The sequence below is a fragment of the Pseudomonas sp. AN3A02 genome (genome assembly GCF_011765255.1).
Lineage (GTDB): Bacteria > Pseudomonadota > Gammaproteobacteria > Pseudomonadales > Pseudomonadaceae > Aquipseudomonas.
The window spans coordinates 1,631,350-1,645,196 of the sequence record NZ_JAARNI010000001.1; the positions used below are offsets into that span (position 1 = coordinate 1,631,350).

The 13,847-nt window shown below is 60.8% G+C and carries 12 protein-coding genes; 7 read left to right on the plus strand and 5 right to left on the minus strand.

Annotated features, from left to right (window positions below; translation table 11 throughout):
• Positions 1-21 precede the first annotated feature (21 nt).
• Positions 22-1,647, minus strand: coding sequence for an NADP-dependent glyceraldehyde-3-phosphate dehydrogenase (locus HBJ59_RS07420; protein ID WP_076014163.1), 1,626 nt, complete (start codon positions 1,645-1,647; stop codon positions 22-24).
• 78 nt (positions 1,648-1,725) lie between these two features.
• Positions 1,726-2,988, minus strand: a complete 1,263-nt coding sequence (locus tag HBJ59_RS07425; RefSeq protein WP_167663124.1) for an MFS transporter — start codon at positions 2,986-2,988, stop codon at positions 1,726-1,728.
• A gap of 127 nt (positions 2,989-3,115) precedes the next feature.
• On the opposite strand from HBJ59_RS07425, the gene HBJ59_RS07430 reads away from it, so the two are divergent.
• The 3 genes from HBJ59_RS07430 (at position 3,116) to HBJ59_RS07440 (ending at position 6,211) form a co-directional block, all read left to right on the plus strand.
• Positions 3,116-3,838, plus strand: coding sequence for a helix-turn-helix transcriptional regulator (locus HBJ59_RS07430; RefSeq protein WP_167663125.1), 723 nt, complete (start codon positions 3,116-3,118; stop codon positions 3,836-3,838).
• 28 nt (positions 3,839-3,866) lie between these two features.
• Positions 3,867-4,727: a Dyp-type peroxidase gene (locus HBJ59_RS07435; protein ID WP_167663126.1), complete on the plus strand. Its 861-nt coding sequence runs from the start codon at positions 3,867-3,869 to the stop codon at positions 4,725-4,727.
• 176 nt (positions 4,728-4,903) lie between these two features.
• Positions 4,904-6,211, plus strand: coding sequence for an IS4 family transposase (locus HBJ59_RS07440; protein WP_167663440.1), 1,308 nt, complete (start codon positions 4,904-4,906; stop codon positions 6,209-6,211).
• 862 nt (positions 6,212-7,073) lie between these two features.
• Here the strand turns inward: HBJ59_RS07440 and HBJ59_RS07445 are convergent.
• The gene (locus HBJ59_RS07445) at positions 7,074-8,276 is read right to left on the minus strand and encodes a lipase family protein (protein ID WP_178124247.1); all 1,203 of its coding nucleotides are present in this window, start codon (positions 8,274-8,276) and stop codon (positions 7,074-7,076) included.
• Positions 8,276-8,863, minus strand: a complete 588-nt coding sequence (gene nudK / locus HBJ59_RS07450) for a GDP-mannose pyrophosphatase NudK (RefSeq protein WP_167663127.1) — start codon at positions 8,861-8,863, stop codon at positions 8,276-8,278. Before nudK ends, HBJ59_RS07445 begins: the two co-directional genes overlap by 1 nt.
• A gap of 82 nt (positions 8,864-8,945) precedes the next feature.
• On the opposite strand from nudK, the gene HBJ59_RS07455 reads away from it, so the two are divergent.
• The gene (locus tag HBJ59_RS07455; RefSeq protein WP_167663128.1) at positions 8,946-9,701 is read left to right on the plus strand and encodes a DeoR/GlpR family DNA-binding transcription regulator; all 756 of its coding nucleotides are present in this window, start codon (positions 8,946-8,948) and stop codon (positions 9,699-9,701) included.
• 3 nt (positions 9,702-9,704) lie between these two features.
• Here the strand turns inward: HBJ59_RS07455 and HBJ59_RS07460 are convergent, their stop codons facing one another.
• Positions 9,705-10,550, minus strand: coding sequence for an SDR family NAD(P)-dependent oxidoreductase (locus HBJ59_RS07460; protein ID WP_167663129.1), 846 nt, complete (start codon positions 10,548-10,550; stop codon positions 9,705-9,707).
• A gap of 131 nt (positions 10,551-10,681) precedes the next feature.
• Here HBJ59_RS07460 and HBJ59_RS07465 point away from each other — a divergent pair, with 131 nt between their 5' ends.
• From HBJ59_RS07465 to HBJ59_RS07475, 3 genes are all read left to right on the plus strand, one after another.
• Positions 10,682-11,569 (plus strand): LysR family transcriptional regulator, encoded by an 888-nt coding sequence (locus HBJ59_RS07465; RefSeq protein ID WP_167663130.1) that lies wholly within the window; start codon positions 10,682-10,684, stop codon positions 11,567-11,569.
• Positions 11,570-11,667: 98 nt separating this feature from the next.
• Positions 11,668-12,609: an alpha/beta hydrolase gene (locus tag HBJ59_RS07470; protein WP_076017123.1), complete on the plus strand. Its 942-nt coding sequence runs from the start codon at positions 11,668-11,670 to the stop codon at positions 12,607-12,609.
• Between the two features lie 410 nt (positions 12,610-13,019).
• Positions 13,020-13,808 carry a DeoR/GlpR family DNA-binding transcription regulator gene (locus HBJ59_RS07475; RefSeq protein ID WP_167663131.1) on the plus strand — a complete coding sequence of 263 codons (789 nt, stop codon included), beginning with the start codon at positions 13,020-13,022 and terminating at the stop codon, positions 13,806-13,808.
• Positions 13,809-13,847 lie beyond the last annotated feature (39 nt).

Here is a 13,847-nt window from a genome sequence, read left to right on the forward strand (position 1 = left end):
ATTTTTAGATCGGTGTAGAGCTTAGAAAATATAGTCAGTGGTCAAGAAGCTCGACGTGCGCTCCTGCAGGATATCGCTCACTAGCTCCTTATTGCTCGCCTGGAACTTGGTCGCCACCAGCGTACGGATCGAAAACACCCGCAACGCATCATGTACCGACAGCGTGCCCTCGGCCGAGTTCTTGCGCCCGTTGAACGGGAAGCTGTCTGGCCCACGCTGGCATTGGGCATTGATATTGATCCGGCCCACCTGGTTGGCGAACGCGTCCACCAGGCGTCCGACTTCACCCGCGTCGGTGCCAAAGATACTCAGTTGCTGGCCGAAGTCCGATTCCAGCACGTAGTCGATCACCGTCTCAAGGTCGCGGTAAGGCACGATCGGCACCACCGGGCCGAACTGCTCCTCGTGGTACACGCGCATCTGCGGGTTCACCGGGTACAGCACCGCCGGGTAGAAGAACGAGCCACGGCTGGCGCCGCCATTTTCGTTCACCACCTTGGCGCCGTGGGCCAGTGCGTCGGTGACCAGGCCGCCGAGGTAATCGACCTTGCCCTGCTCGGGCAGCGGCGTCAGCGACACGCCGTCTTCCCATGGCATACCGGGCTTGAGGGTCGCCAGCTTGCGGTTGAATTTCTCGATAAAGCTGTCGACCACATCTTCATGCACAAACAGGATCTTCAACGCGGTGCAACGCTGGCCATTGAAAGAGAGCGAACCGGTAACCGCTTCGCTGACCGCATTGTCCAGGTCGACCTGAGGCAGCACGATCCCGGGATTCTTCGCATCCAGGCCCAACGCCGCGCGTAGGCGGTGCGGTTTCGGGTGCAGTTTCTTCAAGTCACTGGCGGCCTTGTTGGTGCCGATAAACGCAAAGATATCGATCTTGCCGCTGGCCATAAGCGCGCTGACCGTCTCGCGGCCGCTGCCGTAGATCACGTTGATCACGCCGGCCGGGAAGCTGTCGCGGAACGCCTCCAGCAACGGGCGAATCAGCAGCACGCCGAGCTTGGCCGGCTTGAACACCACGGTGTTGCCCATGATCAGCGCCGGGATCAACGTGGTGAAGGTCTCGTTCAGCGGGTAGTTGTAAGGCCCCATGCACAGCGCCACTCCCAGCGGCACCCGGCGGATTTGCCCGAGGGTGTCCTGTTCCAGCTCGAAGCGGCTGGAGCGGCGGTCGAGTTCCTTGAGGGCATTGATGGTGTCGGTGATGTAGTCGCAGGTGCGGTCGAACTCTTTCTGCGAGTCCTTGAGGTTCTTGCCGATCTCCCACATCAGCAGCTTGACCACCGCGTCCCGTTGTTCACGCATGCGCCGCAAAAACGCTTCGACATGCTGGATGCGATCCACCACGCGCATGGTCGGCCACGCGCCCTGGCCACGGTCGTAGGCGGCCACGGCGGCGTCGAGGGCGGTCAAGGCCGTGTCGGCGTCCAGCAGCGGGGTGCTGCCGATGATGACCGGCGTGTCGCCGTCGGCGCCGCGCAACTGCACCGGGCTGCGCACTTCGGCCAACGGGCCGTTCCACACATGCAACTGGCCGCCGACCAGGTAATCACGTTGTTCAATGGGCGCCGCGAGCCGGAATTGCTCGGGAATCTCGGCGGCAGTGGGAAACAGCTGGGCGAGCAGGTTGTCGGTGGTCATGTCGCTACCCCTGGAATGGTTGCAAAACGTGACTAGAGATTCACCCATCAACGCCCCGCGTGGCAAGGGCTAGACGCATTACGCCCACAAGTGGCCCGCCAACAGGCCGCCGAAAAGCGCCACCCCCAGCGCCGCGCCCACCTGTCGGGCGGCGTTGAGGGTACCGGCGGTAATGCCCGCGCGGTGCTTGTCCACGGCGCCCATCAAGGCACTGGTGGCGGCGGGGGTGATCAACCCGGCGGCGAGGCCGATCACCGGCATCGGCAGGGCGATCCACAGGTAGGATGTGGTGGGGCCGTAGAGCAACATCGGGCCGAAACCCGCCAGGTATAAAAGCAACGCGACGCCAATCAACCGTTCGCTGCCCCAGGCTCGGACCAGACGGCTGGCGACCAGGCTGCCCAGGCTCACCAGCGCGGTCAGCGGCAGAAACGCCAGGCCCGTCCATAACGGGGAGTAGCCCAGTACTCGTTGGAAATACAGGCTCAGCAGAAACACCAGGCCGTAGAGCATCAGTGCCGATATCAGCGACACCGCGACACAGGCGCTGAACACCGGGTTGGCGAACAACTTGAGCGGCAGCATCGGCTGCGCCTGGCGGGTTTCAATCCGCAGGAAGGCGATCCAGGCCACAACGCTCAGCAGGCTGGCCAACAGGATCGGCGTGGAAGACCAACCGCGCACCGGGCCTTCGATCAGCACGCCGATCAACGTTGCCAGTGCCAGGATCGCGCTCAACTGACCGCGCAGGTCCAGCGCCCTTGGCGAGCGCTCACTGGCGTTGAGGCGGGCACTCAAGGCAATCGCAATCAGCCCCAGCGGCAGGTTGGCGAGGAAAATACTGCGCCAGCCAAACAGCTCGATCAGCACGCCGCCCACCAGCGGCCCGGCCGCCATCGCAATACCGCCGCAACCCGCCCACACCCCGATGGCCGTCGCGCGTCCGGCCGCGTCGTTGACAAACGCCTGGTTGATCAGCGCCAGCGAACTGGGCACCAACAGCGCCGCCCCCACGCCTTGCAACACCCGCGCTGCCACCAGGGTCATCCAGTCCCCGGACACACCACACAGCAACGAGGCCAGGGTAAACAACAGCAACCCCACCAGATAAAGGCGGCGGGCGCCGAAGCGATCCCCCAGCGCGCCGCCACTGAGCAACAGGCTGGCAAAGCTCAAGGTATAGGCGCTGACCACCCATTGCAGCCCGCTGATGCCGGTGTGCAACGTGGTTGCGATGCGTTCCAGGGCGACATTGACGATGGAGGTGTCGAGTATCACCAACACATAACTCAGGCTGGTGGCGGCCAGTACCCGGCGTTGTGCAAGAAGAGGAGAAGGCATTACGGATCATCCTTGAAGAACCAGGCGGCGAATCTAGCGTGAGCGCCCGGGCCGATGCTTCGACGGTGATCGAAGCATGGCGTCGTCCGGTGCGCCTATACTGGCGCGGTCCTGCTGGAGACCTGCCATGCCCATTGCTGCCAACTTTTCCGACGTCGCTGCCCTGATCGCCGAGCCCGCCCGCGCGGCGATCCTGTTGGCGCTGTTCGACGGCCGCGCGCTGCCCGCCGGTGAACTGGCGCATGCCGCTTCCGTCACCCCGCAAACCGCCAGCACCCACTTGGCCAAGCTGTTGGCCGGTGGTTTGCTGACCTGCGAAACCCAGGGCCGGCATCGTTATTACCGCCTGGCCGGTGCGCACGTGGCGCGGGCCATCGAGTACCTCAGCGTGATCACACCGGTGCCGGCTAAACCCCTGGAGCGCCAGGCACAGGGCCTGCGATTTGCCCGCTGCTGCTACAACCACCTGGCCGGGCAAATGGGCGTCGCCATCACCCAGGCCCTGGAGAACGGCGGCTATATCCTTGCGGTGGAGGACAAACGCTACGAACTCCTTCCGGCTGGGGCGCAGTGGTTTGCCGGGCTCGGCGTCGACGTGGCAGCTCTCAAGCCCACGCGGGAGGGTTTGGCGCGCCAGTGCCTGGACTGGACCGAACGCACCCATCACCTGGCGGGTCCCCTGGGCGTTCAACTGCTGAATGCCCTGTGCGAAGCCGACTGGCTGCGCCGCTCGAAAACTTCCCGCGCGGTGCTGGTCACGCCCAAAGGCTGGGCGCAACTCAAGGCGCAGTTGAACCTCGACCCGCGAGCCCTTGAAAACCTTGAGCACAACCGGGCGCTCGCCGGGTAAACTGCGCGGCTTTCTTGAAGGAGTTCACATGAGTCAGTACCAGCCGGGCATTCTTGCCGCACCGGTGCCGTTGCAGGCACGCCATCTGTTTTTTGCCATTGAGTCGCTGGACGCCGTGCCTGCCGCACTGGATGCGCTGGTGCAACTGGTGGACGCGAATGCGGTGGTCGGTTTTGGTGAGCCGCTGGTCAATGCCCTCGGCGCCCGGATTGACGGGTTGCGGGCGTTTCCTCATGTGAGCGGGCCGGGGGCGGAGAATCCGTCGACCCAGCAGGCGCTGTGGGTCTGGTTGCATGGTGTGGATCGCGGTGAGTTGCTGTTGCGCAGCCGGGCGTTTGAGAAGGCCCTGGCGCCGGGGTTTGGTCTGGTGCAGATGACCGAGGGGTTTCGCTACAAGACCGGGTTTGATCTGACTGATTATGAGGATGGTACTGAGAATCCGCATGATGATGCGGCGGTGGTTGCGGCGGTGGCGCCGGGTGGTGCGAGCTTTGCGGCGATCCAGCAGTGGCAGCATGATCTGGATGGGTTTGCGGCGTTGCCGGCTCTGGAGCGGGATCACATTATTGGTCGGCGTCATGGTGATAACGAGGAGCTGGAGGACGCGCCGGAGTCGGCGCACACCAAGCGTACGGCTCAGGAGAGTTTTACCCCTGAGGCGTTTGTGGTGCGGCGGTCGATGCCATGGGCCGAGAATGGTCAGGCGGGGTTGATGTTCCTGGCGTTTGGGCATTCGTTTGATGCGTTTGAAGCGCAACTGCGGCGGATGAGTGGGCTTGAGGATGGGATTGTTGATGGGTTGTATCGCATTAGTAAGCCTTTGACTGGTGGGTATTACTGGTGTCCGCCGGTGCGTGATGGGCGGGTGGATTTGAGCTTGGTGCTCTGAGGTTTTTGTTCTGGGTACATATCCATTATTTAGGTAACGGCCACCTATGGTTCCGCTCTTACAGCCATCCCTTTCAAGGTCTTGGTTTAAAATCCCCTAACCAATCCAGTCAGGGCGACGAAACTATGTGGGACAAGGTTTTAGAACGGTTTGAAAAACTAGCACCAGCCAGTGTCATGACCAAGTTGGTCTTAGAGCAGGCGGTAGATGCCGAGTGGGTTGACAAGGTGTTCGATGATCACCGCCAACGGCAGTACTCACGTGAGCTTTTATTTTCAACCGTTGTTGAGCTGATGTCCCTTGTTTCATTGGGCTTGAGGCCGTCGTTACACGCGGCGGCGCGCAAGATGGAGGGCCTTTCGGTCAGCGTTTCGGCGCTCTACGACAAGATCAAACGAACCGAACCCGAGCTACTCCGCGCCCTCATTTCGGGCAGTGCCGAGCGTTTGATACCTACCGTTGAAAAGCTCGGCCATTCATCGATCTTGCCCGGCTGGCAGTTGCGTATTGTTGATGGCAATCACCTGCCGGCCACTGAAAAACGTCTAGGCGCTCTGCGCAATGAGCGCGGCGCAGCGCGCCCAGGATTTTCAGTAGTTGCCTACGATCCGGATCTGGATTTAGTCGTTGATCTTCAGCCGTGGGAAGATGCCTACGCCAGTGAGCGAGTCAGTGTTTTACCGCTACTGGCCCGCGCATGCGCGGGCCAGTTGTGGATAGCTGACCGGCTCTATTGCACGTTGCCTGTCCTGCAAGCCTGCGAGGACACGGGGGCTTCGTTCATCGTTCGCCAACCCAGCAAGCATCCGCGCCTGGTCCAGGAAAGTGAGTGGCAAGACTCAGGAACGGTCGATAGCGGAGCCGTTCGCGAACAAATCATCGAAGTGACGGGTGGCCGCCGCTGGCGACGCGTTGAGTTGAGCCTGCAAACGGCGAATGACTCAGGTGATTTGGTGATGTGGTTCTGGAGCAATTTGCCCGACACCATCAGTGCCCAGCAGATAGCCGATTTATACCGTCGTCGCTGGAGTATTGAGGGGATGTTTCAGCGCCTTGAGTCGGTACTGGACAGTGAAATTAAGAGCCTTGGCAGCCCGAAAGCCGCGCTATTGGGCTTTGCCTCGGCGGTCCTGGCTTACAACGTTTTGTCGGTTCTCAAGCGTAGCGTTGAGCAGGCGCACCGCGAAACGCAGCCTGAGGGTTGGGAGGTTTCGATTTTCCACTTGGCGGTGCATGTTCGCAGTGATTATCAAGGCTTGCAGATCGCATTGCCTGCGGAAAATTTCCCTCTTGAAAAGACCCCGCAAGGGCTGGCAGAGCGGTTGCTGGCCCTGGCGAGGTTGATCAAACCCAAGTCCGTCGCGAAAAGCCCTCGCGGTCCTAAAGTCGCCAAGCCCAAGGAATGGCTTGAAGGTAAGGCGGCACGGGCGCATGTCTCAACAGCTAGGGTGCTTAAGGCGGCCAAGTCGGATAAACGGACTTAAACATGTTTTTAAACAAGGCTTTAAACACAGACCTTGAAAGGGATGGCTCTTACAGCGGCTCACTTTTGAACAGCGCAAAAGTAAGCAAAACGCTCTTGCCCCACCACTCGGCACCTCGCCTAGGCTCGGTGTGCCCTCACTCCGGCTTTGGACCGTGGGCCGCCGCGATGGGCCATCCTTGGCCCAGCGCGGCTAACCCGGCGTCCTGCCGGGTTACCCACGCTCCAAAGCCTGCGTTCGGCCAGCGTGGTTTAACGGGGCGCCTAAGATCAAGATCAAAAGCAGATCAAGGGCACAGCGGCCTACAGGCCGGCTTAAGTGTGGTGAAGCAACAGCAACAGCAAGATCAGAAGCTAAAGCGGGCACGGTCCAAATGTGGGAGCGGGCTTGCTCGCGAAGGTCGTTAACGATGACGCGGGCATCCTGATTCAACACGGCGTTCTCAGGTTTTTCGCGAGCAAGCTCGCTCCTACAGAAAACAGAAAAGCAGCTCTGCTTTCGCTTTTAACACTCAAGCCGGCTGGTAGGCCGCTGTGCTCTTGCTTTTGATCTGCTGTTGATCTTGATCTGACTGCCCCATTCAGCCCGAGGCCGAACGCAGGTATTGCGGAGCGGGTAAACCGGCAGGACGCCGGTTTAGCGCGCCGGGCCATGGATGGCCCGTCGCGGCGGCCCGCGGAGTAATGCCGGAGTGAGGGAACACCGAGCCTAGGCGAGGTGCCGACAGGCGGGGCAGAGCGTTTTGGTTACTTTTGACTGGGCCGGCATTCCGGCTTTTCAAAAGTGACTCGCTGTAAGAGCGAAACCATAGGCAGCCGTTACCTAAATAACGGATATACACACCTACCCCAAAAACCAAAAACTACCCCCCACAATTCCCACCAATCACCTCCCCCGCAAACGCCTTACGCACAAACGGCGTCGAGTCCCCCAGCGAACCATTGACCGTCGCAGAATGATCAAGCTCAGGATAAAAATGCCATTCGATCCGGTCCCCCGCCTTGCACGCATCCCTGACGAGCGCCTTTTGCCCCGGCACAAACACATCCCGATCCTGGCCACCCGTGCCCACGAAAACCGGAATATCCGTCTTCAACGTCGGATACGCCGACTCACGATAAACCTTGTTGAGTGCCGCTTTCGGCGAGCGCTTGAAGCTGTCATTGAACGTAAGCCCATCCGCCACCACCCGCTGCTCAATGGCATGCAAACAATCCCGCTGGCTGCTCTCAAACGCAGGCATCGCGCGCTCGCTCAAATAGTCGGCAGGCACGAACGAAGGATCAAACAAGGTCGCAGTACTCAGCCGCAGCAAGTTGTAGGCAAAGGTCGGCACCACCGAACGGCGTGCCTTTTCCAACTCGGCACTGTCACCCGTTTTATGGGCCGCGGCGTAAGGCGTACCCGTCGCCACCACACCGACGATATTCAACTCAGGCGCATAGTCTTTCCAATAGACCGCCGTGGCAAACGCAGCACGTGCTCCCTGTGACTGGCCGAACACCACAACACGCCTGGAGAGCCCGAAATCACCCGCCATCACCGCACGAATGCTGTCGAGCACACCATAAGCGAGCGGACTGGTCAGCCCATATGGGTGCAGGCCGGGTGTCCCGAGCCCTTGGTAATCAGTGGCGACGATGGCGTAGCCCTGGGCCAGCCAATAATTGAGATAGCGCGTATCCCGTGGGCTACGACCGGCAAACGACGGCGCACAGATATCGGCGCTGCCTACCGTGCCGTGAGCCCACGCCATCAGCGGCCAGCCACCCGGCGGCGGTGTACCCTTTGGCAAGAACAGCGCACCGGAAACGACAACCCGTTTGTGGGTGTCGAGACCGTCGGTGGACGTGTACAAAATGCGGATATTCTTCCCTGCATCGGCAAGGCTTTGCTGGCCGGTCAACGGCTCGCTGCGCAGCATCTGCCCAGGTGATGCAGGCAGCTTGTCGGTCCAGGTATAAAACGCAGGAACACCACCATCACCAACAGGCGTTTGCCCGGCACTCACACCCGTGCATCCCGCAAGCAAAATCGCCAGCGCAAGCGACACCCGACGCGACATCACCAGCCCTCTTTCAACATCCGCAATTCAAGATACTGCAACAGCATGATGGTCTTGCCGTCGACGATCTCGGCACTTTCTACCATGGCCAGCGCGGCCTCAAATCCCAGCTCCAGCACCTCGATATCCTCGCCCTCATCTTCGAGCCCGCCGCCATCACTGACCCGATCACTCGGCTGATATTCGCCGATAAAGAAGTGAATGCGTTCAGTCACCGAGCCTGGACTCATGAAGGCCGAGTAGATTTTTTCTACATGGCCCACACGGTAGCCCGTCTCTTCTTCGGCTTCCAGGCGAATGCGTTCCTCGGGGCTGGCGTTGTCCAGCAAGCCGGCGGCGGACTCGATCAGGTAGCCGTGGTAGCCATTGACGAAGGTCGGCATGCGGAACTGGCGAATCAGCAACACCGTGCGCCGTTCGCGGTTGTACAGCAGGATGGTCGCGCCATTGCCCCGGTCATAGATTTCGCGGGTCTGGGACTGCCAACTGCCGTCGCGGCGGCGCAAGTCGAACGTGTACTTTTTCAGCACATACCAGTTATCCGAGAGCAGTTCCTCGGTGTGAATACGAACGGGGCTGTTTTCCATGGCCGGGCCTTTTTGTCTTGTGTTATTCAGCATGTCGTGCAAAATCGTGCACAGTCAAGAAAAAACGTGCAGGAAGCTACCAATGCTGACCCAACAACGCAAACAACACCTGCTGGATACATTGCACCGCGACGGCCGGCTGATTGCCAAGGAGTTGAGCCAGGCATTGGAGGTGTCCGAGGACACGATTCGCCGCGACTTGCGGGAAATGGCCAAGGAAGGTTTGCTGCTGCGGGTGCACGGCGGTGCCTTGCCGGCTTCGCCCGCGATGGCTGATTTTTCGGTACGGGAACACTTGGTGCCCGAGGAAAAGATCGCCATTGGCCGCACGGCGGCGCAACTTGTGCAACCCGGCCAGGTGGTGTTTATCGATGGCGGTACCACATGCCTGCAACTGGCCCATCACTTGCCAGCGGGCCTGAACGCCACCGTGGTCACCCACAGCCCGTCGATTGCCATGGCCTTGGTGGATCATCCGCAGATTGAAGTGATCATGCTCGGCGGCCGGCTGTTTCGCCACTCACTGGTGGGGGTTGGCGCGGCCACGCTGGAGGCCATCGGCCGGGTAAACGCCGACCTGTATTTCATGGGGGTTTGCAGTGTGCACCCGAGTGCCGGGCTGTCTACCGGCGATTATGAAGAGGCGGTGGTGAAGCGCGCGCTGTGCCACGCCGCGGCTGAAACCATCGTGCTGGCCACCTCGGAAAAGCTCAATACCGCATCGCCCTACCAGGTGGTGGAGCTGGAACATGTCAGCGCGATCGTCGCATTGGCCAGTACGCCGCCGGCACTGCTGCAACCCTATGAGGCCCAAGGGCTGACGCTTTATCTTGCGTGACCGTCAACACTCCTTGATGGCCTCCCATGATGCGGCGACTTGCATAGCGTCCGAGGCTTTGACCCGCGCCAGATCAACTGGATACTCGACATGCGGGTTCTCAAAGAACCGCGTGGCGGTGAACTGGCCGTTACTGGCCCGCAGGACGTAGCCGCTGTCCAGGCACGACGCCGAGGCCAGGAAGATCACCCCAGGGGTTACCCACTCCGGTTTGAGGTTGTCCGGCTCGCCGCTCACGCCCCACATGCGCGTCTTGGCTACCGGCGAGATGGCATTGACCAGGATTCCATCCTCGGCCCCTTCGCCACTCAACGCATTCATGATCCCCAATTGCGCCATCTTGCCGGCGCTGTAGGCCACGAGTCCCGGCTGGGCATAGTGCGTGTACATCGCTCGGTCCGAGGTGGTCAGCACGATGCGCGGCGCGGTGGAGTGCTGGAGGTGCCGCCAGGCGTGTTTGCACAGCCAGATAGGCGCGTAGACATTGATGTCCATTGCCCGCCGGATAAACGCCGCGTCGGCGGCCTCGATCGGCTGATAACCGACCCAGCCGGCATTGTGGATCAGGATATCGAGCTGCCCGAAATGGGTGATCGCGCACTCGATCAGTTCTCGGCAACCCGCTTCACCGGACAGGTCACCCGCGTGGCCAACCACCTGTAGGCCTTCGCTCTGAAGCGCCAGCGCAGCCGCCTGGACCACCTGTGGATCCGCACCATCGCCGAGGGTGTCCGCTCCGATATCACTGATCACCACCTGCGCGCCGAGGCCTGCCAACTCACGCGCATAGCTGAAGCCCAAACCACGGGCGGCACCGGTCACAATTGCGGTTTTACCTGTAAAGTCCATCGTTGCGTTCTCCTCATAGGCGCCCCACCCTAACAACTCGCAACCGCACTGTTTAATACTGAAAAACAGCGATATTGATACCCGCCGCGTATCAGGCCATGCAGGGCCATTCACCTGAAGGAACAGCCGAGATGATCGAAACCCGCCTACTGCGCCAGTTCATTGCCGTTGCCGAAGAGCTGCACTTTCACAAGGCCGCGCTGCGCCTGCATATGGCGCAGCCGGCGTTGAGCCAGGCGATCAATCGCCTGGAGCAGAAGTTGGGGTTTGCCCTGCTGCAGCGGGACCGGCGCGGAGTGCGGCTACTGCCGGCCGGGGCGGCGTTTCTTCAGACGGCTTATTCCGTCCTCGGGCAATTGCAGCAAGGTGTCGAACACGCCCGGCAGGTGTCCCAAGGCGTCGCCGGCACACTCACCATCACCTCGGTCTCGATCGCCGGTTATCCCTGGCTGCTCGATGCCCTCAAGCAGTTTCGCCTGGCGTTTCCCGAGGTACAGCTGGTGATCAAGGAAATGCCCTCTGCCAGCCAGGCCAAAGCCCTGATAAGCGGAGATGCGGATATCGCCTTTTTGCGCTATCTGCCGGGTCAGGCGGATAACATCGCGTCCCGGCTGCTGCTCGACGAACCTATCCTGATGGCACTGCCCCTGGACCATCCCGATGCCGGAAATGCTGCTATCGAGCTTAGGGATTTTGCGGGCGCAGACTTCGTGTTTACCCCCCAGGTATTGGGCAGTGGTTATCACCACCAATTGATCGACTTGTGCGAGGCCGCAGGCTTCTATCCGCGCGTGGTCCAGGAAGCCGATCAATTGCACACCCTGATTGGCCTGGTGGCATGCGGGTTCGGCGTGGCACTGGTCCCGGAGTCGATTGCCCTTTCCATCAGGAGTGACAAGGTGGTGTTTCTTCCCCTCTGCGCCTCGCCTTCCACCATCGGGCTCTACCTCAATTGGAGCACCGACAATCCTTCCCCATTACCCGGGCACTTCTTCTCAGTACTGGAAGGAGCGCTGTAATACTTTGCAAGCAATGCCCAGTGACGACTGTCTAAATATTTCCTGTGGGGCCAAGGCATCTGTTAAAAACCGTGCTTCGCCTCTTTCCTGGAACCTTCATGTCTTCACGTTTGCTGTCCCGCCTCGGCCTGCGCTGGTTTCCCCTGCTGTGCATGGCCGTCTTGATCATCGGCCTGCCAGTGGGGTGTGCGGTGCTGCAACACAAGGAGCGCGAGCTGCTGTTTCGCGTCGAGCCGGGCACTGCCAGCTGGTACAGCGGGTTGCCGCGCGATGTGCAGGAATTCGACCTGAAACCTTCGAGTTTCAAGTCAGGGCAAAACATTCATGGCTGGTGGTGGCCCGCTGCACAGAAGGACGCGCCGGCGATTCTCTATCTGCACGGCGTGCGCTGGAACCTCACCGGCCAGCTGTTTCGCATTGAGCAACTGCGGGCCCTGGGCTTCTCGGTGCTGGCCATCGACTATCGCGGCTTCGGCCAGAGCCAGGGCGACCTGCCTTCGGAAACCAGCGTGTACGAAGACGCGCGCATCGCGTGGGAACGCTTCCAGGTGCTGCAACCGGACCCCGCCAAGCGGCTGATCTACGGGCACTCCCTGGGTGGCGCCGTGGCCATCGACCTCGCGGCGGAACTGGGCAAACAGGCAGCGGATAATCATGTGCCGCCGCCGGTACGCGGGCTGGTGATCGAGTCCACGTTCACGTCACTGGCGGACGTCGCCACGGCGGTGGCAAAGACTTCGTTGCCGGTGCGCTGGTTGCTCTCGCAGAAGTTTGATTCGATCGACAAGATCGCCGATATCCACATGCCGCTGCTGGTGGTTCACGGACTCGCCGACGCCTTTGTGCCACCGCGTTTCAGCCAGCAACTGTTTGACGCGGCACAAGAGCCCAAACACCTGTTGCTGGTGCCCGGTGCCACACATAACGACAGCATGCGGCTGGCTGGGCGCACCTATCGCCAGGCCCTGGACAGCCTGATGCAATCGAAGCGTCCAACTCAGGTGGCCGGCCCCTCCACAGGGCGCCCGAACAACTCGTAAATCTGCATTTCGGCACCGGTTTCGTCGGTGCCTGTCAAGGCGAAAAGCCTGCCCATACTGGCCATAAACAGCGACTGATCAAATATTAACCGCAGGTTAAATCGCCATACCCGCCGGGCTCAAGGGAAGTTATCCACAGAGATACCCACGGTTTTCGTGGACAACTCTTTTTACTTTTTTACGATTTTTTTGCTCAGCAATGCCCTGATGGAAAGCTTCCCGGCAGCAAAATCTCCTGCGTCCCCTCGTGAATCAAAACCCTGGTGCCGGGTACCGAGCATGCCCATGGCCCAGCGCGGTTTCGTCAGGCTGTTCAGCACATCTTGCAGGGCGTCGTCAGAGCAACGACCCATTGCGTTTGCGCCTAATGCTGATTAATCTCGCACAAACACGCATTAACGAGCACAAACATGCATAACACCCATGCCGCCGTCGACCTGCCCTCCCTGCGCAAACAGAAGATCCTGTTGCTGCTGGAGCGCGACGGTAAAGTTACCGCCTCGGAACTGGTGGAACATTTCGCTGTTTCCCAGGACACCATTCGCCGCGACCTTGGCGAACTCGCCTCTGCCGGCCTACTGCAACGTGTGCACGGCGGTGCACTGCCGCGGCCCAAGGACACCGGCAAGGACTTCTTCACGCGTTTCGGCGAAACCACCGCGACCAAACGCCACTTGGCGCAACTCGCCGCCGACCGTGTGGAGGATGGCCAGATCGTGCTGTTCGACTCCGGGACCACCACCCTGCAAATCGCTCAGTCGTTGCCGCATTCCATCAAGCTGACCGCCGTCACCCACTCACCGATGATTGCCATCGCGTTGTCCGAACACCCCAATGTGACGGTGATCCTCGCCGGTGGTCAACTCAACCCGGTGACCATGGCGGCCAGCGGGCACGAAGCGTTGCGGCTGATCCAGGGCATCAAGGCAGACCTGCTGTTCACGGGCGTGTGCGCCCTGCATCCTCAGGTCGGCATCAGCTCGCTGCACTTTGAGGAGGTGGCGGTAAAACGAGCTATGCTCGACAGCGCCTCCCACGTGGTGGCCGTCACCCTGGCCGACAAACTGGGCGCCGTGGAGCCATTTGTGGTGGCACCGTGCAGCCGCATTCACACCCTGATTACCGAGTGGCATGTGCCGCCGGGCAGCGTCGAGGCTTACGAATGCCTGGGGCTGGAGGTGATGCAAGTGGATGCCTGACAAGCCCCCCATAAAGGCCCGGTAGCCTTCGCAGAGGAA